This is a genomic window from Psychromonas sp. Urea-02u-13 (assembly GCF_002835995.1).
In the GTDB taxonomy this organism is placed as follows: domain Bacteria; phylum Pseudomonadota; class Gammaproteobacteria; order Enterobacterales; family Psychromonadaceae; genus Psychromonas.
The window spans coordinates 48,211-71,809 of sequence record NZ_PJBZ01000067.1; the positions used below are offsets into that span (position 1 = coordinate 48,211).

Consider the following 23,599-nt stretch of genomic DNA (forward strand, 5'->3'; position numbering starts at 1 on the left):
TATTCTCTTAACTTAAGCGCACTAAAATTTACAATCATAGAACACTCCAAATGGCTAATTAAATTAGCCATTTTTTGCTTTTACTCTTCTTTTTTATTATTTCACACTTTATTTCCCCTAAAACAGAGATTTGATTGGTTAATTGTGCGGAAGATCTATAAACTATCGCGAATTTGCCAAAATTTATGATTATTTGGCGGGAAAATAGAGTGTTCTTCCGTTAATAAATCGTAAAAATTGCATCACGAAATCTATTTTTATTGTTTTTTACGGAGGTTATCTTGAGTCATTCGGCCATACTGGTATTGGAAGATGGAACTATTTTTGAGGGTGTCTCAATCGGCGCTGATGGAAGTTCTGTTGGTGAAGTTGTATTTAACACGTCAATGACGGGTTACCAAGAAATTCTTACTGACCCTTCTTACGCACGCCAAATTGTTACACTTACTTACCCTCACATCGGCAACACAGGTACTAATGATGAAGATGAAGAATCTGCATCAATTCATGCTTGTGGTTTAGTCATCCGCGATTTACCGCTTCTTGCAAGCAACTTCCGTAACCAAGCGTCATTAAGTGATTACTTAAAAGCACGTAACGTGGTTGGTATTGCTGAGATTGACACGCGTAAACTAACACGTGTTTTACGTGAGAAAGGCGCACAAGCAGGTTGTATTGTTGCAGTAAAAGATGCTGGCGAAAACCTTGACGTAGAAAGCGCACTTGCACAAGCTAAAGCATTCCCTGGCCTTAAAGGCATGGATTTAGCGAAAGAAGTGACAACGAAAGAATCTTTCGAATGGTCACAAGGTAGCTGGACATTAACGGGCGGTTTACCAGAGCACACTGGTGAAGGTAAATACCACGTTGTCGCTTATGACTTCGGTGTTAAACGTAACATCTTACGCATGCTTGCTGACCGTGACTGTAAATTAACAGTGGTACCAGCACAAACAACCGCTGCTGAAGTACTTGCATTAAATCCAGATGGTATCTTCCTGTCTAATGGCCCTGGTGATCCAGAACCATGTACTTATGCAATCACTGCAATTCAAGAAATTCTAAAAACTGATATTCCAGTATTTGGTATCTGTTTAGGTCACCAGTTACTTGCATTAGCAAGTGGTGCAAAAACAGTGAAAATGAAATTTGGTCATCATGGTGCTAACCACCCGGTTAAAGACTTAGACCGTAACGTAGTGATGATTACTGCACAGAATCACGGTTTTGCTGCTGATGAAAAGAGCTTACCAAAGAATCTACGTGCAACTCACGTTTCATTGTTTGATGGTTCTCTACAAGGTATTCATCGTACTGATAAAGCCGCATTTAGTTTCCAAGGTCACCCAGAAGCAAGCCCGGGTCCACATGATGCAGCACCATTATTTAATCACTTCATTGATTTGATTGAACAGTATAAAAACGCTTAGTTAAAGATTGGCTTCAACATCACTTGCGCTTTTGTTTTTAAAATAGCCAGTCATTTTAGGCTTTTTGGAAACAATTTATCGCAAGTTGTTTTGTAACGATTCCTAAGCAAAGAACAAAAAATAGAAAGGTAAATTTCAGATGCCAAAACGTAATGACATAAAAACTATCCTAATTATTGGTGCGGGTCCGATTGTTATCGGACAAGCCTGTGAGTTTGACTACTCAGGCGCCCAAGCTTGTAAAGCATTAAAAGAAGAAGGTTACCGTGTTGTACTGGTTAACTCTAACCCAGCAACTATTATGACCGATCCAGAAATGGCTGATGCAACATACATCGAGCCAATTCACGTTGATGTTGTAGAAAAAATTATCGCGAAAGAGCGCCCTTGTGCAGTATTACCAACAATGGGTGGCCAAACAGCGCTTAACTGTGCGCTAGAGCTTGAATCAAAAGGTATTTTAGCTAAATACAACGTTGAAATGATTGGCGCAACTGCTGACGCAATTGATAAAGCAGAAGACCGTAGCCGCTTTGATGCTGCAATGAAAAACATTGGACTTGAATGTCCACGTGCTGGTTTTGCACACAACATGGAAGAAGCTTACGTTGTTTTAGACATGGTTGGTTTTCCTTGTATTATCCGTCCTTCATTCACTATGGGTGGAACTGGCGGTGGTATCGCGTACAACAAAGAAGAATTTGATGATATCTGTTCAAACGGTATTGATCTTTCTCCAACAAGCGAAATCTTAATCGATGAATCATTAATCGGTTGGAAAGAATACGAAATGGAAGTGGTTCGCGACAAAAATGATAACTGTATCATTGTTTGTGCGATTGAAAACTTTGACCCAATGGGTATTCATACCGGTGACTCAATTACCGTTGCACCAGCACAAACATTAACGGACAAAGAATACCAATTAATGCGTAACGCATCGATTGCAGTATTACGTGAGATTGGTGTTGAAACAGGTGGTTCTAACGTGCAGTTTGGTATTAACCCAGCTGACGGCCGTATGGTTCTCATTGAAATGAACCCACGTGTATCACGTTCATCTGCATTAGCCTCTAAAGCAACGGGTTTCCCAATTGCTAAAATCGCTGCTAAATTAGCAATCGGTTACACATTAGATGAATTGCAAAATGATATCACTGGGGGTAAAACACCAGCATCATTTGAGCCTACTATCGATTACGTTGTTACTAAGATTCCTCGTTTTAACTTCGAGAAATTTGCTAACTCAAACAGCCGCTTAACGACACAGATGAAATCTGTTGGTGAAGTAATGGCGATTGGCCGTAACCAACAAGAATCACTTCAAAAAGCACTTCGTGGCTTAGAAGTTGGCGCTGATGGTTTTAGCCCAATGGTTGATCTTGCCGATCCTATTGCTGCTAAAGAAAAAGTATTATACGAATTACGTGAAGCCGGTGCAGAACGTATTTGGTACATCGGTGATGCATTCCGTTTAGGTATGACCATGGATGAAATTCATGACATCACGATGATCGATAACTGGTTCTTAGTGCAAATTGAAGATCTCATCTTAGAAGAGAAAAAATTAGCAGAAGGCGGTTTACGCTCATTAGATCACGCTTGCCTTAAACGTCTTAAGCGTAAAGGTTTTGCTGATAGCCGTATCGCAACGGTAGTAGGTATTTCTGAAACTGAAGTACGTAAACTACGTGAAAAATTCAAGTTACACCCAGTATACAAACGTGTTGATACATGTGCTGCTGAGTTCTCGTCTGATACTGCTTACATGTACTCTACTTACGATGAAGAGTGTGAGTCTAACCCAACTGATAATGAAAAAATCATGATTATCGGTGGTGGTCCTAACCGTATCGGTCAAGGTATTGAATTCGATTACTGTTGTGTACATGCAGCTCAAGCAATGCGCGAAGATGGTTACGAAACAATCATGGTTAACTGTAACCCTGAAACTGTTTCTACAGATTACGATACGTCTGACCGTTTATACTTCGAATCAATTACATTAGAAGATGTACTTGAAATCGTACGTCTTGAAAAACCCAAAGGCGTGATCGTGCAATACGGTGGTCAAACACCACTTAAATTAGCACGTGCTCTTGAAGCTGCTGGTGTACCAATCATTGGTACTTCACCAGAAGCGATTGACCGCGCAGAAGACCGTGAACGTTTCCAACAAGTGGTTGAGCGTTTAGGTCTTAAACAACCAGAAAATGACACAGTAACAACGACTGAGCAAGCGGTTGAATCTGCTAAGCGTATCGGTTACCCGTTAGTAGTACGTCCTTCGTACGTGCTCGGTGGTCGTGCAATGGAAATCGTATATGACGAAACTGATTTACGTCGTTACTTTAAAGAAGCGGTCAGTGTTTCTAACGAATCACCTGTTCTTCTTGACCGTTTCTTAGATGATGCAATCGAAGTTGATATCGATGCAATCTGTGACGGTACTGATGTTGTTATCGGCGCAATCATGGAGCATATCGAGCAAGCGGGGGTTCACTCGGGTGACTCTGCATGTTCATTACCTGCTTACACATTAAGCGCTGAAATCCAAGACGAAATGCGTGGATACATCAAAGCACTAGCACTAGAATTAGGTGTTGTTGGTCTGATGAATACACAGCTTGCTGTTAAAGATAACGAAGTTTACATGATTGAAGTAAACCCTCGTGCTGCACGTACTGTACCGTTTGTATCTAAAGCGACGGGCGTACCAATTGCTAAAATTGGTGCAAGTGTGATGGCGGGTAAAACGCTGAAAGAGTTAGGCGTGACTAAAGAAGTTATCCCACCATACTACAGCGTTAAAGAAGTAGTTTTACCGTTTAACAAATTCCCTGGCTCTGACCCAATCTTAGGTCCGGAAATGCGTTCAACTGGCGAAGTAATGGGCGTTGGTAATACTTTTGCTGAAGCTTACGCAAAAGCAGAGCTTGGTTCGACTAAAGAAGTGCCTGAAATTGGCCGTGTATTAATCTCTGTGCGTAACAGCGATAAAAAACGTGTTGCTAAACTGGCTAAAAACTTAATCGACCTGGGTTACACTATTGATGCAACAGATGGCACGTTAGCTGTTTTACAAGAAGCGGGCATTACTGCGCGCCACGTAAACAAAGTAGCGGCTGGCCGTCCACACACACTAGACCGTATTAAAAACTCTGAGTACAAATACATTGTTAATACTACGGAAGGTCGTGTTGCCATTGAAGATTCTCGTCAATTACGTCGTGCCGCATTACGTTACAAAGTAAACTACACAACGACGTTAAACGGTGCATTAGCAACGTGTCAGGCACATACTGCTGATCCGACTGCACCTGAAGCAACGGTTAACTCTGTGCAAGAATTACATAGTCGTATTGTAAACTAGTCAATTAGTTTATATTTATAATCTATGCAAAGGCTACCTAAGTAATTAGGTAGCCTTTTTTGTTTGTTTTATTTACCTTGCTTTAAATTGGAAAAATGTTTTAGGCTAGGTTCTATTTTTTAAGGAAAATAATGCTAATTATTGAGATTGATAAAACCCGTTATCGTCGTCACTTTAATATTGTCATCGTTATTTGTATAAGTGTTCTGGCTTTAGGTAGCTTAGGCATTGCGCAGTTACTGATTGCTTTGTTTCCAGCGCAAGAAGGTACACACTTTCATTGGAATCTACTCGGTGTGGTGGTCAGTGTTGCAATCATCGCTATTATGTTCAAAGTTAAAAAAGACGACCCTTTTTTATACGAAGTGTTGTATGTTTGGCGATTAAAACAAGCGCTTAACTTGATTGGACGTAAAATAAGAAAATTAAAGCAAGCTGCAAAAATGGGCGATACTAACGCTATGCTCGCTTTGCAGTTTAGTTACACAGGGTCTCGCCAATTGTGGACGTTAGATGATAATACCATTACCTTGAATAGTTTAGATAAGAGCCAACGCGAGCTGGATGAACTATTAGTTAAGTACGATGTGAGCTTAGATATAACGCAATACAAGCGCACTTTATTAAACGCTTTTTAAGCCGTTGACGTTAACCCTTGGGTATAGATTAATATCGTTAATATGAATAAATTAATTACACTTTTGTCACTGTTTCTGTTTGTAATAGCGCCGGCTATTTCTGCGCCAAATAATGACAATCTAACATTAACGACTGATTCATCTCATATCAGTGAATACTGCTCAGATGTAATGAGTTGCACTGAGTCTGCTCACCAATGTTGTGTAAGCCATACTTTTACTTCTTTTTATTTTGAAGAGGTTAGCAATATAACCGCTGTTGGTATTTCTCATCGGACTGCTTACCTTCAACATGAACAACCTGTTTTACTGGGTGTACAAAGCGTATTTTATCGACCTCCTATTTTGTTACTTTTTAAATAACCATTGACAGAAAATTACATTTAATAAAACCTAAAATAGGAAAACTCCAATGAAAAAATTAAAATTATTAATATTAAGCCTCTCTTTTTTTACAACAGCAGCGTTCGCCACTAACCTGACCATTTATAAGTCTCCTTACTGCGGTTGTTGTACCGCATGGGCAGAGCAAGTTGAGGAAGCGGGCTTTAACGTCACAGTCGTTGAACAAGCGAATAATAATCAACTGCGCAAAGAGCATAGTATTACGCCTGAGCTAACTTCTTGCCATACGGCTATTGTAGATGGTTACGCAATTGAAGGGCATGTGCCAGTTAAAGATATTAAGCGTTTATTACGTGAGAAACCTGCTGTTGCAGGGCTTGCAGTACCAGGTATGCCAGCTTCTTCACCGGGTATGGATGTACCAGGAAATAGTGACCCTTACCAAGTGATTGCATTTCGTGAAGATGGAAAAAAATCGGTTTATAGCGAATATAATATGAAATAATAAATAAAGGCGCTCACTATTAGCGCCCTTATTCGTAGATTTATTAGCACACTTATTTTTAAGCAAATAGCCAAATCCGCATAATAGACACTAGGTTATCAAAGTCTACGGGTTTGGTTATATATTCAGACGCTCCGGCTTGCAGGCATTTTTCTTTGTCTTCTGGCATCGTTTTAGCAGTAAGGGCAATAATAGGAATATTTTTGTAATGGTCCATCTGCCTAATAAGTGCAGTGGCCTTATTACCATCCATTACGGGCATCATGGTATCCATCAATATTAATTCAAAGTCTTTAGATTGCTCCAATAGTGTAATCGCTTCTTTACCATTCTCTGCAAGCTCAACAACAATTCCGATCTCCATTAACATTTTTGAAAGGGCGTAACAGTTACGCATATCATCATCAACGAGTAATACCTTTCTCTCTTTCAACAGGGCGACTTCATCGTGTACGAGGTTAACCTCCTGTTTAATTTTTTTATCTGCTTGGTGTAAAAAGAGAGATAAATCATCCTCTAAACGCTCAGCAGAGCCGACACCTTTAATAACAATAGAAGCCGAGTATTGATCTAACTCTTTTTGTTCTTTTTCACTAATTTCTCGTCCCGTATAGATAATAATAGGCGGGATGTTTTTCAATTCACTGTCATCAACGGCTTTTAATAATTCAAAACCACTCATATCAGGTAAACCAAGATCAAGGATGATCGCGTCATATTGTTCGCTGATAATTTCTTCTAACCCTGCTTTGCCTGTTGCAACACTTTTGATTTTAATATTGTCGTTCTCAAGTAATTGCGCGGTGGCTTTTTGGTTACCTACATCGTCTTCAACTAATAATATATGGCGTGTTTCACTCTCGGTTAATTTCTTTATCTTTTTAAACACCGCTTGTAATTGTTGTTCTTCTACTGGTTTACTTAAAAATCCAATCGCGCCTAATGACAGTATTTTAGGTTTTTCTTGCGTATGTCCTGATATGACTTGAACTGGAATGTGGCGTGTTTCGCTATGGCTATTAAGTTGGTTGATGACTTGGAAACCATCAAGTCCAGGCAAGCCTATATCTAAAATAATACCGTCTGGTTGATATTGCTGAGCAAGTTGAATCGCGCTACTACCTTCGTTCGCTAATAAACATTTATAACCATGTTGCTGTGCAAGATTACGTACTATTTTGATAAACAGTGGATCGTCTTCGATAATCAGCAAAGTGCTGTCATTTGAGGTGAGGTTATTTCTATCATCATTGATGGTTTCTTCTGCGAACTCTGTTGCTTTTGTTGGGGGCTCTGGAATTGCATCTATTTGCACAAAAGAAGGGGGTTCTTTTTGTAATAATTCAGCTGAAAGGTAAAGCGTAAATTGGCTACCTTCTCCGAGTGTACTGGCGAGGTGAATTTCTCCTCCTAATAAACGGCTTAGCTCTCTTGCAATAGTAAGGCCTAAACCAGTGCCTCCATATTTTCGACTGGTCGTGCCGTCTTCCTGTTGAAATGCTTCAAAGATGGCACGTTGTTTATCTTCAGGAATACCAATGCCTGTATCAATGACTGCAAATGCAATGCAATTAAGCGCATCAAGTTCACTATGGCTAAAACTCAGTTCTGCATTAGGTTTTTCAATGGATAGGATAACGTCGCCCTGAGGAGTGAATTTCATCGCGTTAGACAGCAAGTTACGCAATATTTGTTCAACACGTAAACTGTCACTGCTGAAACTGCTTTTAATATCGTCGGCTATTTTGATTAAAAAGTTTAATCCTCTATCATCGGCAATAGGGTTAAACATTTTTGTTAGGTTGCGTGTTAATAGCTCTAAAGAGACTGGCTCATTATGGATAGTCAGTTTGCCCGCTTCTACTTTCGAAAGGTCCATGATGTCATTAATGAGCGTTAATAGGCTATTACCTCCATCATAAATCACTCTTGCATCTTCAACCTGTACAGGGGTTAAATTGCCTTTCTTATTACCTGCAAGCCCTTTGGCAAGCAATAGCAGGCTGTTCAGTGGGGTACGTAATTCATGAGACATATTGGCTAAAAACTCAGATTTATATTTACTCGCAATGGTGAGTTCTTGTGCTTTTTCTTCTATCTGTTGGTTTTTAAGTTCAATATCTCGCTGTTTCGTTTCAAGCGCGTCTTTTTTGTCTTCTAGATCTTTATTGGCAGATTGCAGAGCATTGGATTGCAGATTCAACTTATTCGCTTTTTGTTCTAACTCTTCGTTGGTAGCACGTAACTCTTCAGATTGACTTTGTAGTTCTTCGGTTTGGCTTTGTGATTGTTGCAATAGCTCGACAATACGTTTTCGTCCAATCAAGCTGTTCATGGTGATGCCCAAATTGACAATGGATTGATTTAGAAACTCCATTTGGTTTTCAGTAAAGTGTTGGAAGCTTGCTATTTCTATCACTGCAATACAGTTATTTTCAAATAAAATAGGCATAACCATAATATTAAACGGTTTTTTCTCACCCAGACCAGAACTGATCTGGATATAATCATCGGGTACATTGGTGAGTAATATCGTGTGTTTTTCTAATGCACACTGGCCTATTAATCCTTCACCTTCTGCATAACGATTAGAGATGTTTTTACGTTCGACATAAGCGTAACTGGCTAATAACTTATAATAATCAGTGTCACTATCCTTATCTTGTTCTTCTAGCAGGTAAAAAGCGACGTGTCCTGCTTGTAAAATATTCGCTAATTCACTGATAAGTTGCTGTGCCATTTTTTGTATGTCATCAACGCCCTGGGAAAGCTTACCAATTTTGACAACTTGTGTTTTTAACCAACTCTGTGCTTCAACTTGGCTATTCCTATCTGTTACTTGTTGCATCATGTGTGAAAGCGCAATACCAAATTCATCCTGCTGAGATCGTGGGGAAATTTGGCTTTTATAATCACCGGTAGCAAAGGCATTCGCTTGTTCCACCATCTCTTTAAAATTTAGCTGCATTCTATTCAACGCAATGCCTAAGCTATCTTGTTTAGAGGCGAGCTTTATATCTGAACTGAGATCACCCTGTGCAATTTTTTCCGTCATCTCGACTTTAAATCGTAACGCTTCGATCATCGATTGTAAGGCCGCATAGATACCCGTTTGATCGTGCTTGTTGGTACTATATTCTTGGTTAATGTTACCTTTTGCCACTTCGTTGGCCATCTCTTCAATCACAGTAGGCTCGCCACCGACAGCGCGAAGTATGGTATTAGTTATCCAGTAGCTTATTACTGCACCAATCAGCAGTGACATCAACGTAAGAAAAATAATCACAGCATTAACAGTGTTTAACGTTTCTGATAACTTGTGCAGCGCACTCTCTGCATCATTTTTTTCTTCTAAAGAGGAGCTATCAAGGATTTTTTCTAGCTCATTAATAACATTGTGTTCAAGTTTATCAATGATGTTTAAAGCGTTAGTACGGCTATCGGGATCATAACGACGAAAAACAGCACCGGCTGTGCGTATTATATCGTTATAGAGGCGGTTGATAGTGATAAGGTCACGGATTTCAGTAGGCTTTTTTTCTAAGGGCTCAAGTAAATTAAAGTAGCGAGCGAAATCTTCTGCATTACCTCTAAACTCTTCTTCTTCATCACTTTCACCCCCGACATATTCGCTTAATGAAGCGAGCATATCACCGGATTCATCAACCAATTCAAGGTAATAACGGACACCAGGCAGATCATCTTGTACTGCTTCTTCAATGCTCGTTGCGGTTAATGCTTCAGCAAATTCTTGATCTTTTAATGAGTCTAATAATTGTTCTAATTCAGCGCCTTGCTTATGTTCAAGCTCATCAACAATCTTTTTTGCCCAGCTCTCGTCCAGTGGGTCATATTTTTCAAATACTTGCTCAGTAATATCCTTTACATAACTATCGACGAGCAGCTCTATCCGATCCATTTTATCAATTTCAGATTGAGAGTTTGATTCTAAAGGTTTTAATTGCAAAAAATAATTCTTGAACTCTTCATAATTCTGATAAAAATCGTCAACTTCATCAATTTCCCCGGTGCTATATTCGACGACATTACTGTGTAAATCGCCTATTTCATCAAGGATTTGCAAATATAGAATTACGCCAGGTACATCATCGTTGCCAATTTCCTCAGAGGAGAGTTGGATACTTGAGTTTAAAGTATAAACGGTGATACCCATGGTAATAATTAAAAGCAAAATTGCCGAGAAAGCAAGGCTGATTTTTTTACCTATCGTTAAAGTCATGTCTATAATTCCTTTAAAATATCAGTAAGTTGAATTATTCATTATCGGGTAAAGTAAGCGCTGTTACTTGCATCGAAGAAGGGAATGATATTTGAAAGGTGGTACCTTCACCTATCTCGCTCTCACAGTTGATTTCCCCACCCAGATTTTGACTAATAAGGTTATAAACAATAGAAAGGCCGAGTCCACTGCCTCCTGTGGCGCGCTTAGTAGTAAAAAAAGGTTCAAAAATAAGGGCTTTAACTTCCTCGCTCATACCCACACCATCGTCTTTATAGGTGATCAGTATTTTTTCATTTCCCAGAGATAGGTGAATGCTTATTTCACCACTTAAGCCATCATCAAAAGCATGTAATAGTGAGTTCATGACAAAATTGGTAATAATTTGTGAAATGCTACCAGGACAAGCTTTAATTTCTAATGTTTTGTCACCGCTTAAGGAAATTTTTATTTGTGTGTGTTTAAGGGCGGGTTGCAAGCTATCCACTGTACTTTCAAGGTATTCAAATAAATTGAAATCACGAATCATATCGCTACTGATATCCACCGCAATGAGTTTAAAGTTGCCAATAAGTGCCGCCGCTCGCTCAAGGTTATTGAGTAACAGGGCTGATGCCTGAATTGCAGAGTTTAAGAATTCATCTAATTTACTTTTTCTAATTGTGCCGTCTTTAATGGTGTTTTGAAGCTCTTGCGCATCGTTTTCGAGATAAGATGCTGCGGTGACACAAATACCGATTGGTGTATTAAGTTCGTGAGCGATACCTGCAACGAGTCGGCCTAGAGAGGCCATTTTTTCTGTTTCAACTAATTTGTTTTGTGTATCAATTAATTCTGTTAATGAACTTTGTAATTCTTTGGTGCGTTCTTTGACGATGATTTCTAGATTGTTTTTATGTGTTCGTAATTCATTTTCTGCTTTTTGACGTGTTTCGCAGGCCTGTTCAAGTTTTTTTCTTTCGAGAAAAAGTTCTAAAAAAACGTTTACTTTACTATTAAGAATATCGTCGTTAATCGGTTTGACTAAATAATCGACGGCGCCACTGGCATAACCTTTAAATTCAAAGCTTTCGTCTCTATCAAATGCGGTAATAAATATAATAGGGATATGAGAGGTTTTAGGATGATCGAGTAATAATGATGCCGTTTCAAAGCCATCCATTTCAGGCATCTGCACATCCATTAAAATAAGGAAAAAGTCGTGACGATGTGCAACAGCGAGTGCTTGTTGTCCTGATAATACTTTTACAAACTCTAAATTTAATGATTCTAACGTGCGCTCGTAAACGCGATGGTTATTGGGTTCATCATCAACAATAAGAATTTTACTGAATATTTTTTCCATTTTACCTACTCATAACTAACGTGGTGAGAAAATTAGCAATATCGTTTAAAGGGATAATATGGTCTATTTGAGATGCTTCAATCGCCGCTAGTGGCATGGCTGCGTACTCTGCTGTCGCTGGTTGTTGCACTAATGATAGCCCACGATATAAATTTATGTTTTTTAATCCGAGACTGCCATCGTGATTTGCTCCAGTCAGAATTAGACCAATTAATTGTTCTTGATAACAGATAGCGGCTGAGTCAAATAAGACATCGATGGAAGGGATTGAATAGTTAACCCGAGTATCAATACTGAGACTAAAGGTACAATCACGCTCAACGAGCAAGTGGTATCCTGAGGGAGCAATATAGACAAAACCTGCGACTAACGGGGCGCCTATTGTTGCCGCTGTGACGCTCATTTCGCTTAAGTCGTTTAAATAGGGTACAAGATAGTCGTCTGTTTCGTGTTTTCTATGTTGTACGATAATAATCGCGAGTGGGAAATCTTTAGGCAGAGCAGGAATAAGCGCCGTTAATGCTTTAAGCCCACCCGCTGATACCCCAATCACTAGGGCTTTATAGATTGGCTTTGTGTTGATAAATCCGCTCTTTTTTGGCAATGTTTTCAAAGGATTCTTTTTCATTATTAAACTCCAAGCTCTCTTTATCACCCAAGACTAAAAAACCACGGTGCACTAAGCTTTCTGTGAATAATTTTAATACTCTATTTTGTAACGTCGCGTTAAAGTAGATCAGGACATTACGGCATAAAATCAAATGCATTTGCGCAAAAACCTGATCTTTCATTAAGTTATGATTAGCAAATGTTATATGTTCTTTTAAAGATGGGTTAAAAGTGACAAATTGATCCTGCACAGTGTAATAATCACTCAGTTTAGATTTTCCCCCTGCATGAATATAATTCTGACTATACTCAGCTATTTTATCTTGGTGATAGATGCCTTTTTTGGCAATATCTAAAGAGTGGTTATTGTAGTCTGTGGCATAAATTCGAGTGTGTTTGAGTAAATCGTTTTCATGTAACAGTATGGCCATTGAATAGGCTTCTTCACCTGTTGCACAGCCTACATGCCAGATGTTAACGCGAGAATAGGTTTTTAATTGTAGGAAAACGGTCTTTTCTAATTTTTTGAATACATAGGGGTCACGAAACATTTCGGTCACAGTGACTGACATATCTTTTAAAAAGAGATTAAAAAAACTGGGATCATGCAATATTTTTTGACTCATCTCTGAGATGTTTTGCAGTTTAGAGAGGTTAACGCGATGCAAAATTTTTCGCTCTAAAGACGCCCTTGCATAATCGCGAAAGTCGTAACCATAACGAAAATAAATAGCGTCTAGTAGTTGGTTTATCTCAAAGTGTTGTAGATCAAGTTGCTTTATCAATCTGTTCTCCCTAAATAGCCTTTATTACTATAGTTAAACGTTTATTTTTATGAGGGTTTTTTATACATTTTTTATCATAATTTTGATATGTCTCGTATTTGTCATGGTAAATTGCTATAAACGCGCTGGTGTTCTATAAGTTTGATAGTAAATAACTAATATTAAACATTAATATTTAAAACTAAGGAAAAGTTAGGTGCTGAATTTATCGGTACATTTTGGTTAGTCTTAGTCTTAGGCGGTTGTGGTAGTGCTGTTTTGGCTGCTGGTTACCCTGAGCTAGGTATTGGTTTTGTTGGTGTTTCACTGGCATTTGGTTTAACTGTATTAACCATGGCATATGCAATTGGGCATATTTCTGGCTGTCACCTTAACCCTGCGGTTTCAGTGGGTCTGTTTATTGGTGGACGATTCCCGAAAGCTGAATTGGTACCTTATATCTTTGCTCAAGTATTAGGTGGTATTGCAGGCGCGGCTGTTTTATATCTGATCGCGAGTGGTAAAGTCGGTTTTGACGCAACAGCAGGCTTTGCATCGAATGGTTTTGGTGCACACTCTCCAGATGGTTATGGACTAGTGGCTGCATTAACGACTGAAATTGTAATGACCTTTATGTTTTTAATCATTATTTTAGGTGCTACGGATAAACGTGCTCCTGCAGGTTTTGCGCCTATCGCTATTGGTTTAGGCTTAACGCTTATTCACTTGATTAGTATTCCTGTTACTAATACCTCAGTAAATCCTGCGCGTAGTACTGCTGTTGCAATATTCCAAGGTGACTGGGCTGTTTCTCAGCTGTGGTTATTTTGGGTTGCACCGATCGTAGGCGCGATATTAGCCGGATTGGTTTACAAATGGTTTGAAGCTGAAGAATAAATGAAATTTTGACACAAAAAAACAGCGCTTTATGCGCTGTTTTTTTTACGTTTAGATTCGTACTAGCTATTAGAATTTATATTCTACACCGGCCATTAAGTCTGTTTGAACGTATACCTCGCCATCTAACTTAACAAGACACTCATTATCCCCACAGAACAGTGAACTGTCGTTTTTTAATACCGTACCGTATACACGTAAATCTGCTTTTAACGCCCATTGGTCGTTTAACTCATAGCGTACACCACCAGTAATGCTGCCTGATAAAGCGACATCATTATCGTATTGGTTATCATCAGGAACAAAGAAGGTTGCACCAATGCCTAAACCAATACTCGTTGAGAAAGGTGTTTCATTAACGAAATTAACGCGACCACCAAAATGCAGGTAACTTATATAGATATCTGTTGATACATTTTTATCGCTGGGGTTTGAGCCTGACATGCTGAAGTCATGCTTTGAATTACTATAGAAGAGTTCACCTTCCGTATTACTTCCGTAATACCAAGAAAGTGCGAGTGCCTGTGCGAAGTTATTATCTATGTCTGCTTTTTGTCCCGTTTCTGTATCTTTTAAATCGTCACTAAAACGTTCGCCTAAATAAGCACTAATAGCAATGAAATCATCAACAGGTACTGGTGTTGCAAAACTAGATAAGGGCAGTGTGGCAAGTGAAATTACGCTGATGACTTGTTTGATGTTTTTCATTGATTAGTCCATTAATTAAGTTCAATTGCTTAGATCGTAACTGAAAAAATAACCAATGACGATCAATAAGCAATGAATATTAGAAGGACTTAACAAATCTAGCGTTTATTACGACGTCGCCATTTTTTTGCAATATTAAAGCGCCAGAAAACACGTAATAAAAAATAACCACAAGTAGCACTAATCACGCCTAATATAAAGCTACCTAGTAATAACGCGGGAGCAATAGTTTCAAACATATTCGCCAGCCAATGAAAAGACAGCTCAAAATTAAATTCAACTAAAGGTTCATCTAAGATATAAGCGCCTAAACGATAAGCGCCATAAAAAAGTGGTGGCATAGTAATAGGGTTAGATAACCACACTAAGGCAACGGAAAGCGGTAAGTTTACACAAAAGATCATCGCTAATGCGGAGGCCAGTAACATTTGAAAGGGGATTGGCATCCACGCACAAAAAAATCCAACAGCCACTGCGCCGGCAGCACTTCGTCGGTTAAGGTGCCATAAGTTAGGGTTCTGAAGCGCCTGACCTAAATGTTTTAGGTGTGGGTGATTTTTTAAGGTTTCTGGTTTTGGAGAGAAACGTTGAATAAATTTTTTAGGCATATAATTAGGTGGCTCTTGTAAATTGCAAAAGGGTAAATGAATGTGGATGATAACTTTCGAGAAACCTATGCGTATTGCTTTATTGCTATCAATTTTTGTTTTTAGTTCAACACTTTTCTGGTCACAGTTGTTGGAAAGTCCGTTGTTACTGATAGCCACCATTATAACACTGGTTTTACTATTAGTACCTCAACTACGTATTCTCGCCGTCATTCCTGTCACCGCGGTCTATTTTACTGTTTATGCGAATTTAACATTAACAGGTCAGCCATTTCCTTCAACACAAATAGTGAATAAAAATGCTTTACAGGCCGTTGTTGATGGCCAAGACCATACCATAGATGTACAAATTGTTTCATTAATTAGTGATAATAACCGTGGATATTTTAAGGCTAAATTAATTGCGCTTGATGCAGAACACTTAAATTATACCCCGCTCCTCGAGATGCGCTGGTATAAGCCTGATATTAATTTACAAGCAGGGCAGATACAACGATTTAAGGTGCGCTTTAAACCCGTTTATGGGCGTGCAAACCCAGGCGGTTTTGACCGACAAAAGTGGGCTTATTCAGAACATGTGGCTTACCAAGCGACGATAAGAAAACACATAGAAGTAGTTAATGGCAATCGTAATATACGTGCTCGATTTTATGAGGCGGTCAAACACAATACGGATAATCTAAATCACCAAGGTTTACTGTTGGCGCTCTCTTTTGCCGATAAATCTTTAATTTCTTTTGAGCAAAAACAGATCATTAGAAACCTGGGTATTTCACATCTGTTTGCTATCTCAGGCTTACATATTGGTTTGTTATTCTCTGCTGCGTATCTGTTGTCACAATCTATTTATAAACGATTGTTAAGCCCTCGTTTACTGGGCTGGTGCTCATTACGTTTGATAAATGTGACTGCACTGATGGGGGCGTGGGGTTATGCTTATTTGGCGGGTTTTTCTCTCCCGACCCAACGCGCCTTCCTTATGTTGATGGTGGCGGTGATCGTTTTTTCCTTAAAACGAAAATGTTTTAAGGTGGATATTTTATTATTGGTATTATTTACAGTGCTTCTCTGGGATCCGTTAGCGGTATTAAGTGTCAGTTTATGGTTATCCTTTTTTGCGGTGGCGATTATTTTGTTGTTACTTTGGATGTTCCCTTTTAATGCGCCTGACAAAACAGATAACCAAGCGCCACTGCTTAAAATAAAGGTTATCAAGTACATAAAACTACTCTTTCTTTTACAGTTAGGGTTAACTTTTTTAATGTTACCCATTCAATTAGTGAGTTTTTCGGGAATAAGTTTAGGTTCAATAATAGTGAACCTCATTGCCGTGCCTCTTTTCTCGCTGATTATCATTCCATTAACTTTATCTGCATCATTATTAACACTGCTTTATAGTCCATTCGCCTTAATGATTTTTCAGCTTTGTGAAACGCTTATTTCGATGTTCTTTTATGTGACGGTATTTGCCAGTGAAAGTTACCAGCTTTACTCTGTAATCGACCAAAAGATAATGATCATCATTTTCGCCGTACTACTTGTCTTGTTTATTTCTCATTTCCAAGGCGCTGAACGACGAAAAATAAGTTACCTATTTAGCGTGTTTGTTATATGCCTAATCAGTCTAAAACCCTCCGTAAGTAATGAACACTGGTATGTTGACATCATAGATGTAGGGCAAGGTTTAGCAGTGTTGGTACGTAGTGGAAATGAAACATTACTTTATGACACAGGCGCGCGTTATGCGTCTGGGTTTAACATGGTTGATAGTGAAATTTCGCCTTATTTACTTTCTCTTGGCATAAAAAAATTAGATCATTTGGTGATTAGCCACAGTGATAACGACCATGCTGGAGGCGCTGAACTTATCGCTTCAAAAGTTATTATAGAGAATCGCTGGGCAGGGGAGCCGTTAGACAGTCAATATACTTTCAAACAATGTATTCGAGGTCAAAAATGGTTGTTGGGTGGTTTATCGATTGATGTGTTATCGCCGCAAGCAGTGACTGCAAATAATAATAATAACTCCTGTGTATTACGTATTAGCGACGGTAAACGTAGGTTATTGTTAACCGGGGACATTGGTAAAAAACAGGAAACCTTATTAGTGAAAGAAATCGCACATCAACTCAGTAGTGATATTTTATTGGCGCCACACCACGGTAGTCGTTATTCATCCAGTGAGCCATTCATTCAAGCGGTTTCGCCGAGGTGGGTTGTCTTCAGCGCTGGATTTATGAATCATTGGGGATTTCCATCTGAGGAAGTGACCGCACGTTATCAAAAACAATCAGTTAAAACATTTAATAGTGGTTTAAGTGGCTTGATCCGCTTTCAAATATCCGCGCAAGCTATTAAGATAAAAACATTTAGAGAAGATCTTGCCCCATATTGGTATCATCAAGCTTTTCTGCCTTAGCAATATTAATAGAAACATGAGTAGCAAGATGAATCGGCACCTTATTCAAACCTTAATTGGAAGTACAGATGACAAATAACGAAAACGATGGCATACAAATTTTTAAACGCCTTATTGGTTACGTAACGGATTATAAACTGGCACTGTTTGTTGGCATCATTGGTATGATTGGTTATGCAGGCGTTGATATGTTACTTATCTGGTCACTGCAACCATTATTAGATAATGGCCTTACCGGACAAGACCCAAGCATTTTAAAAATGATGCCTTATTTTGTGGTGATTGTGATCGCATTTCGTGGGGTATTTGCCTTTTTAAGTTCTTATTGCATGGCATGGGTTGGTAATCATGTTGTTATGAAACTACAACGTCAATTGTTTGGTCAATTAATGGCACTGCCCATTAGCTTTTTTGATAAAACTAATACCGGCGATCTTATCTCCAAAATCACCTATGACGCGAGCCAAGTTTCTAATGCTGCCAGTAACGCATTAGTTAAAATATTCCGCGAAGGCGCATTGTTGATTGGGTTAGTGGCAATGATGTTTTATCAAAGCTGGCAGTTATCGTTAGTCTTTTTTGTTGTCGCGCCTTTTGTGGGTATTGCGATTAGCATTGTTAGTAAGCGTTTTCGTAAAATTGGTAAAAATCTACAAAATGCAATGGGTCTAGTGACCACGTCGTCAGAGCAGATGTTAAAAGGCCATAAAGAAGTATTGATGTTTGGTGGCCAACACGTTGAAAACAAAAAGTTTGATAGTGTAAGTAATACCGTACGTACTCAAAATATGAAGATGGCCAGTGCTAACGCGATAAGCGTGCCAATTATTCAAACGATAGCTTCATTTGCGCTGGCATTTGTCTTATTTCTTGCAACATTCCCTGAAATTATGGAAACCTTATCACCTGGTAAATTTGTGGTTATTATCAGTGCCATGATGGGCTTAATGAAGCCAATAAAAAATATTACTCAAGTTAACAATGAAATACAAAAAGGTATCGCAGCCAGTAAAAGCCTGTTTACCATGTTAGATAAAACCGTTGCTAAAGATGAAGGCACAGTCTCGGTTAAACGTGTTAAAGGTGATATTGAGCTTGATAACATTATATTTACTTACCCAAGTGCTGATAAACCTGCTTTAAAGAATGTTAGTTTTAATCTTAAAGCCGGACAAACCTTTGCCCTTGTCGGGCGCTCAGGATCTGGTAAATCAACCATTGCTAACTTATTAACACGTTTTTACGATATTGATTCTGGCGCTATAAAAATTGATGGCGTTAATATTAATGATTACACATTAAGCTCATTACGCGATCAGGTCGCGGTTGTTTCGCAAAACGTGCATCTCTTTAACGATACCATTGCGAACAATATTGCTTATGCTGCCACGGATAAATATAACCGAGAAGACATCATTAAAGCGGCTGAAACAGCCCATGCAATGGAGTTTATCAATGGCTTCCCTGAGGGGTTAGATACCATCATTGGTGAAAACGGTGCATTGCTTTCTGGTGGACAACGTCAGCGCTTAGCAATCGCCCGTGCATTATTACGTGACGCGCCAATACTCATTTTAGATGAAGCAACGTCCGCGTTAGACACTGAATCAGAGCGTCATATTCAAAGTGCACTTGATGAGTTACAAAAGAACCGTACCTCGATTGTGATTGCGCATCGCCTTTCAACGATTGAACATGCTGATAAAATATTGGTGGTGGATGCAGGCGTGGTTGTTGAATCAGGGACACATGCTGAGTTATTAGAGAAAAAATCGATTTATCATACGTTAAGCAAGTTACAAGCCTCAGGTGATCTGTAATGAATTTTTGGTATCAACCGTTACGCTGGTGGGCTTGGTTATTCTACCCATTAGCTCAGTTACTTTTTGTCATCAGTACAATACGCCGATTTTTTTTACAGCGAAGCATTCAAAAAAATGTGCAAAAAAACGCGTATAAAAAGAATGGCGTACGTTTGCCTGTGATCATTGTGGGTAATATTTCCGTGGGTGGCAATGGCAAAACGCCTTTTGCTATTTGGCTTTGTGAAATGCTCATTAAAGAGGGTTACAAACCCGGTATCGTTAGTCGAGGTTACGGTGGCAAAGGCGCGCTTTATCCTCTGTTATTAACTAATGAAACCGAGGGAAGTGAAGCAGGCGATGAACCTGTGATGCTGTTTAAGCGTTTGCAGATACCGATTGTTGTTGACCCGAAACGTGTCAGAGCCGCGCGCCATTTAAGCAAACATTGTGATGTTGATATTATTATCAGTGATGATGGCCTGCAGCACTATGCATTAGCCCGTGATATTGAAATAGCAGTGGTTGATGGTAAACGTCGTTTTGGTAATCAAAGATTGATGCCAATGGGGCCTTTAAGAGAGCCATTGTCGCGTTTGAAAGAGGTTGATTTTATTATCAATAACGGCGAACAAGCGGATAATGAAATTACCATGTTATTACAACCGCAAGCTTGTAAAGCGGTTGATGGCAGAGCTGCACGTTTACCTAAACTAAGTAAAGTAAATGCCTGCGCGGCCATCGGTTATCCGCAACGTTTTTTCAACAGCTTACAATCTCAGCATTACCAATTAGCTAAGCAGGTGCCATTTGCTGATCATCATGCATTTAAAGCCACTGACTTTGAGCAATTTGAAAGCCAGTTACCGTTATTAATGACTGAAAAAGATGCAGTGAAATGCCTTCAATTTGCATTACCCAACTGGTGGTATTTACCGATTAATGCACAGTTGCCAGATACGTTTAAAAATGAATTATTACAAAAAATTAAGGAATTAAAATGATCGATGTAAAATTACTGGACATCATTGCTTGTCCAATCTGTAAAGGAAAGCTGGGCTTTAAAAAAGAAACCAATGAACTTATCTGTAAATTTGATCACCTTGCTTACCCTGTTGTTGACGGAATTCCTGCATTGTTAGCAGTGCGAGCACGCACAATAACGGCTGACGAGGAGATTTAATCATGTCGTTTATCGCTGTCATTCCAGCACGTTATCATTCGACGCGTTTACCCGCTAAACCATTAGCCGATATTTTAGGCAAAACAATGGTTGAGCGTGTTGCTTTGCAAGCGTTAAAAAGTGGTGCGTCACGTGTCATCGTTGCAACGGATGATCAACGCATTGCCGATGCACTGTTATCGGTCAGTAATATTGAAGTGTGCATGACATCAGCGGATCACGAATCGGGCACTGACAGATTGGCAGAAGTCTGCGCGTTATATAAATTCGCCGATGATGAGATTATCGTTAATGTGCAGGGAGATGAGCCATTAATTCCACCTGCAGTCATATCTCAAGTTGCCATTAATCTTAAAAATAGCCAAGAAGCCAGTGTCGCTACCTTAAGTGCGCCGATTACTGAGTTTGATGATGTTTTTAATATCAATGCGGTTAAAGTGGTGTGTGATAAAAATGGATTAGCATTGTATTTTAGCCGTGCCACTATTCCTTGGGATAGAGATAACTTCACTGAAGCGAATAAAAATACGCGTAAGGTTGAGCAAAGTAATTTACAACGTCATATCGGCATCTATGCTTATCGAGTTAGTTTCTTGAAACAATATGCGCAACTCTCCGTTTCTCCGCTTGAGTCTATTGAAAAGCTTGAGCAGTTACGTGTGTTATGGCATGGTTTTAAAATTCATGTTGAACAAGCAATAGAAGTACCGCCCGCTGGTATTGATACGGCCGAAGATTTACAACGTGTGATTGCTTATTTAAAAAAATGAGATTAAAGATGAGATTAAAGGAACGTAATGAAAATTAAACTGTTACTGATCGTCTGTTTCAGTCTGTTGCTTAGCGCCTGTGGTGATGAACGACAGGATCGCATCGATGGTAATCTTCAAAGCGCAGATTACTTGCTTAATAACTTAGGTGAGAGCCTAGACAACAATAACATTCGTAATGCAATGTTATTAAAAGAATATGCAAAGCTACTCAGCGAAAGCAAACCTGAATTCAAGCCTTTATTAACGCAACTTAGTCGCGATGCAACACGTGAAGGGCCGACTTACCAAGGGCTTGCACAACGTGTAAAAACGTTGCGTGAGCAACCTCAAGTATTAGGTGATATTGAAGCACAGTTATTTGAAAGTGAAACGCTTATTGAAGCGTCTGATCCTACGTTATATAACGATGCACTTTCTGATCCGATCAATGTTATTGCGGATATGTCCGATGGACAATTAGCACGTGTTAATGCAATTAGTCAGCAACAAAGTTTACAGGCTAATGGTGCAGAAAATAACGGTGCAGGTAGTCAGTTAGTGGGTAATCCGGGTTACGGGCAGTGGCAAACTAACAATAGTGGCATGTCGTTTTGGCACTGGTACGGCATGTACTCAATGTTCTCTGCGATCACTAATCCTGTGCGTTATGACAGATGGTCATCTCGTCGAGATTACAGCTATTACAATGATGTTGGTCGTAATCGTTACACGTCACCACAGCAGACAAAGTCCCAAAATGATTTAGCGACTAAAACCAAGAAACAATTTGGCAATAAAAGTGGCTTTAAAAGCCCTTATGCTAAATCAAAAACAGGGGCTAGTGCGATGTCAGGCTCAAGCCGGCAAGCACAGAAGTCGACTCCTTTTTCTGGGCGTTCGAGTTACTCCAAAGCCAAATCAAGTAGCAAGACAAAGTCTAAAGCTGCTAGTAGTTTCAGAAACAGTAAAACAACTTCATCACGTGGCACACGTCGCGGAAAATAGGATTTAAATATGAATGAGTTAATCACAACATTAGCACAAAGCGGTGATATTGCTGTTTACCTGTTAATCGACATGAGTATCGCGATTGCACTACTGGGTGGCATCCGTTTTACCATGGGTTTTATTGGTAATGTTGATACTAAAGATGAGTTATCGCAAAAAGATAATTATGCGTATGGCGTAAGCATGGCGGGCGCGGTTGCTGCTATGGGTATCGCATTAAGTGGCGCCATTACAGGTGAAGTCGCAGGGTCTTATTCAATCGAACTGCTGGGTATGTTTGCTTATGGTTTGACGGGGCTTATTTTGATTAAAGCGGGGCGTTTTATTCATGATAAATTTGCATTACCTGCGTTTAATAAACATGAGTTAATTTTAGATCGTAATTTATCTGTTGGTTTAGTTGATGCTGCTTCCGTGATTGCAACAGCCATTGTTGTACGTGCCGCCCTTATCTGGGTTGAAGGCTTAGATATTAATACTTTCATTGCTATTACGGCCGCTTGGATCGTTTCACAGGTGATGTTAGTGCTTATCACGCGTATTTTTGAGTGGCAATTCAGTCGTAATAACGGCACAACGTTTCAAGCAACGCTGGAATTAGGGCATATCGCTTTATCGATTCGTTATGCGGGTTACCTGATTTCAACAGCGATGTCAGTAACTGCAGCAAGTTACTTTATTATTTATGATGCAAGCAACCTATGGCTTGGTATTGGCCAGTGGGCCGTGATGAGCGTGATATTAATGGTGTGTTTAACGTTGCTGACTACTATCGCTAAGTTTATTGTCCTGTGGGGTATTAACCGCCGCGTTGAAGTAGAAGATCAAGAAAACATTGGTATTGCAACGATTGAACTAGCAATTTCATTTTCAATCGCGTTACTGTTGATGGCGTTAATGACTTAGCGCTGTTTCGATTATTAAAAATTCCTAAAAGGCTATCATCGATAGCCTTTTCTTTTTGTATGAAAAT

19 protein-coding genes are annotated in these 23,599 nt (G+C 39.3%); 13 read left to right on the plus strand and 6 right to left on the minus strand.

Features of this window, described 5'->3' with window-relative positions:
* The first annotated feature begins 281 nt into the window (after positions 1-281).
* The 5 genes from carA to CXF74_RS12130 all read left to right on the plus strand — a co-directional run bounded on the left by carA (position 282) and on the right by CXF74_RS12130 (position 6,291).
* Positions 282-1,430: a glutamine-hydrolyzing carbamoyl-phosphate synthase small subunit gene (gene carA, locus CXF74_RS12115; RefSeq protein WP_101082707.1), complete on the plus strand. Its 1,149-nt coding sequence runs from the start codon at positions 282-284 to the stop codon at positions 1,428-1,430.
* A gap of 139 nt (positions 1,431-1,569) precedes the next feature.
* Positions 1,570-4,803 (plus strand): carbamoyl-phosphate synthase large subunit, encoded by a 3,234-nt coding sequence (gene carB, locus CXF74_RS12120; RefSeq protein ID WP_101082708.1) that lies wholly within the window; start codon positions 1,570-1,572, stop codon positions 4,801-4,803.
* A 131-nt stretch (positions 4,804-4,934) separates the two neighbouring features.
* Positions 4,935-5,441, plus strand: a complete 507-nt coding sequence (locus CXF74_RS12125) for a DUF3087 domain-containing protein (RefSeq protein WP_101082709.1) — start codon at positions 4,935-4,937, stop codon at positions 5,439-5,441.
* Positions 5,442-5,483: 42 nt separating this feature from the next.
* A complete protein-coding gene (locus CXF74_RS21965) occupies positions 5,484-5,804 on the plus strand; it encodes a hypothetical protein (protein WP_157822398.1) in 321 nt (106 codons plus the stop codon).
* Positions 5,805-5,853: 49 nt separating this feature from the next.
* Positions 5,854-6,291 carry a DUF411 domain-containing protein gene (locus CXF74_RS12130; protein ID WP_101082710.1) on the plus strand — a complete coding sequence of 146 codons (438 nt, stop codon included), beginning with the start codon at positions 5,854-5,856 and terminating at the stop codon, positions 6,289-6,291.
* Between the two features lie 58 nt (positions 6,292-6,349).
* On the opposite strand, the gene CXF74_RS12135 is transcribed toward CXF74_RS12130, so the two are convergent.
* Genes CXF74_RS12135 through CXF74_RS12150 form a run of 4 tightly spaced genes read right to left on the minus strand, consistent with a single transcriptional unit; the run spans position 6,350 to position 13,270 of the window.
* Complete coding sequence (locus CXF74_RS12135; protein ID WP_101082711.1) at positions 6,350-10,531, minus strand: response regulator; 4,182 nt, start codon at positions 10,529-10,531, stop codon at positions 6,350-6,352.
* A 34-nt stretch (positions 10,532-10,565) separates the two neighbouring features.
* Positions 10,566-11,876: a hybrid sensor histidine kinase/response regulator gene (locus CXF74_RS12140; RefSeq protein WP_101082712.1), complete on the minus strand. Its 1,311-nt coding sequence runs from the start codon at positions 11,874-11,876 to the stop codon at positions 10,566-10,568.
* A gap of 1 nt (position 11,877) precedes the next feature.
* Positions 11,878-12,504, minus strand: a complete 627-nt coding sequence (locus tag CXF74_RS12145) for a chemotaxis protein CheB (RefSeq protein WP_101082713.1) — start codon at positions 12,502-12,504, stop codon at positions 11,878-11,880.
* Positions 12,437-13,270 (minus strand): CheR family methyltransferase, encoded by an 834-nt coding sequence (locus CXF74_RS12150; RefSeq protein WP_232772510.1) that lies wholly within the window; start codon positions 13,268-13,270, stop codon positions 12,437-12,439. Before CXF74_RS12150 ends, CXF74_RS12145 begins: the two co-directional genes overlap by 68 nt.
* A gap of 171 nt (positions 13,271-13,441) precedes the next feature.
* Here CXF74_RS12150 and aqpZ point away from each other — a divergent pair, with 171 nt between their 5' ends.
* A complete protein-coding gene (gene aqpZ, locus CXF74_RS12155; protein ID WP_101082714.1) occupies positions 13,442-14,146 on the plus strand; it encodes an aquaporin Z in 705 nt (234 codons plus the stop codon).
* Between the two features lie 69 nt (positions 14,147-14,215).
* On the opposite strand, the gene CXF74_RS12160 is transcribed toward aqpZ, so the two are convergent.
* Positions 14,216-14,854 carry an outer membrane beta-barrel protein gene (locus tag CXF74_RS12160; RefSeq protein WP_101082715.1) on the minus strand — a complete coding sequence of 213 codons (639 nt, stop codon included), beginning with the start codon at positions 14,852-14,854 and terminating at the stop codon, positions 14,216-14,218.
* A gap of 98 nt (positions 14,855-14,952) precedes the next feature.
* A complete protein-coding gene (locus CXF74_RS12165) occupies positions 14,953-15,462 on the minus strand; it encodes a DUF2062 domain-containing protein (protein WP_101082716.1) in 510 nt (169 codons plus the stop codon).
* A gap of 40 nt (positions 15,463-15,502) precedes the next feature.
* Between CXF74_RS12165 and CXF74_RS12170 the strand changes: the two genes are divergently transcribed.
* The 7 genes from CXF74_RS12170 to CXF74_RS12200 all read left to right on the plus strand — a co-directional run bounded on the left by CXF74_RS12170 (position 15,503) and on the right by CXF74_RS12200 (position 23,532).
* The gene (locus tag CXF74_RS12170) at positions 15,503-17,881 is read left to right on the plus strand and encodes a DNA internalization-related competence protein ComEC/Rec2 (protein ID WP_232772511.1); all 2,379 of its coding nucleotides are present in this window, start codon (positions 15,503-15,505) and stop codon (positions 17,879-17,881) included.
* Between the two features lie 68 nt (positions 17,882-17,949).
* Entirely contained in the window at positions 17,950-19,701 is a 1,752-nt protein-coding gene (gene msbA / locus CXF74_RS12175) for a lipid A ABC transporter ATP-binding protein/permease MsbA (RefSeq protein ID WP_101082717.1), read from the plus strand.
* On the plus strand, positions 19,701-20,687 hold the full coding sequence (gene lpxK, locus CXF74_RS12180) for a tetraacyldisaccharide 4'-kinase (RefSeq protein WP_101082718.1): 987 nt from the start codon (positions 19,701-19,703) through the stop codon (positions 20,685-20,687). Before msbA ends, lpxK begins: the two co-directional genes overlap by 1 nt.
* Positions 20,684-20,866: a Trm112 family protein gene (locus CXF74_RS12185; protein ID WP_198552845.1), complete on the plus strand. Its 183-nt coding sequence runs from the start codon at positions 20,684-20,686 to the stop codon at positions 20,864-20,866. Before lpxK ends, CXF74_RS12185 begins: the two co-directional genes overlap by 4 nt.
* A 2-nt stretch (positions 20,867-20,868) precedes the next feature.
* Complete coding sequence (kdsB, locus tag CXF74_RS12190; protein WP_101082719.1) at positions 20,869-21,636, plus strand: 3-deoxy-manno-octulosonate cytidylyltransferase; 768 nt, start codon at positions 20,869-20,871, stop codon at positions 21,634-21,636.
* A gap of 27 nt (positions 21,637-21,663) precedes the next feature.
* Complete coding sequence (locus CXF74_RS12195) at positions 21,664-22,623, plus strand: hypothetical protein (protein WP_101082720.1); 960 nt, start codon at positions 21,664-21,666, stop codon at positions 22,621-22,623.
* 9 nt (positions 22,624-22,632) lie between these two features.
* A complete protein-coding gene (locus CXF74_RS12200; RefSeq protein WP_101082721.1) occupies positions 22,633-23,532 on the plus strand; it encodes a DUF350 domain-containing protein in 900 nt (299 codons plus the stop codon).
* The last annotated feature ends 67 nt before the right edge of the window (positions 23,533-23,599 follow it).

Bases quoted from the DNA above. Each gene is read 5' to 3' on its own strand.
- CXF74_RS12140 (WP_101082712.1), bottom strand. From the start codon at position 11,876: ATGGAAAAAATATTCAGTAAAATTCTTATTGTTGATGATGAACCCAAT.
- msbA (WP_101082717.1), top strand. From the start codon at position 17,950: ATGACAAATAACGAAAACGATGGCATACAAATTTTTAAACGCCTTATT.
- carB (WP_101082708.1), top strand. From the start codon at position 1,570: ATGCCAAAACGTAATGACATAAAAACTATCCTAATTATTGGTGCGGGT.
- CXF74_RS12125 (WP_101082709.1), top strand. From the start codon at position 4,935: ATGCTAATTATTGAGATTGATAAAACCCGTTATCGTCGTCACTTTAAT.
- CXF74_RS12195 (WP_101082720.1), top strand. From the start codon at position 21,664: ATGAAAATTAAACTGTTACTGATCGTCTGTTTCAGTCTGTTGCTTAGC.
- CXF74_RS12145 (WP_101082713.1), bottom strand. From the start codon at position 12,504: ATGAAAAAGAATCCTTTGAAAACATTGCCAAAAAAGAGCGGATTTATC.
- CXF74_RS12165 (WP_101082716.1), bottom strand. From the start codon at position 15,462: ATGCCTAAAAAATTTATTCAACGTTTCTCTCCAAAACCAGAAACCTTA.
- CXF74_RS12160 (WP_101082715.1), bottom strand. From the start codon at position 14,854: ATGAAAAACATCAAACAAGTCATCAGCGTAATTTCACTTGCCACACTG.
- CXF74_RS12135 (WP_101082711.1), bottom strand. From the start codon at position 10,531: ATGACTTTAACGATAGGTAAAAAAATCAGCCTTGCTTTCTCGGCAATT.
- CXF74_RS21965 (WP_157822398.1), top strand. From the start codon at position 5,484: ATGAATAAATTAATTACACTTTTGTCACTGTTTCTGTTTGTAATAGCG.
- CXF74_RS12130 (WP_101082710.1), top strand. From the start codon at position 5,854: ATGAAAAAATTAAAATTATTAATATTAAGCCTCTCTTTTTTTACAACA.
- lpxK (WP_101082718.1), top strand. From the start codon at position 19,701: ATGAATTTTTGGTATCAACCGTTACGCTGGTGGGCTTGGTTATTCTAC.
- CXF74_RS12185 (WP_198552845.1), top strand. From the start codon at position 20,684: ATGATCGATGTAAAATTACTGGACATCATTGCTTGTCCAATCTGTAAA.
- CXF74_RS12200 (WP_101082721.1), top strand. From the start codon at position 22,633: ATGAATGAGTTAATCACAACATTAGCACAAAGCGGTGATATTGCTGTT.
- CXF74_RS12170 (WP_232772511.1), top strand. From the start codon at position 15,503: ATGTGGATGATAACTTTCGAGAAACCTATGCGTATTGCTTTATTGCTA.
- kdsB (WP_101082719.1), top strand. From the start codon at position 20,869: ATGTCGTTTATCGCTGTCATTCCAGCACGTTATCATTCGACGCGTTTA.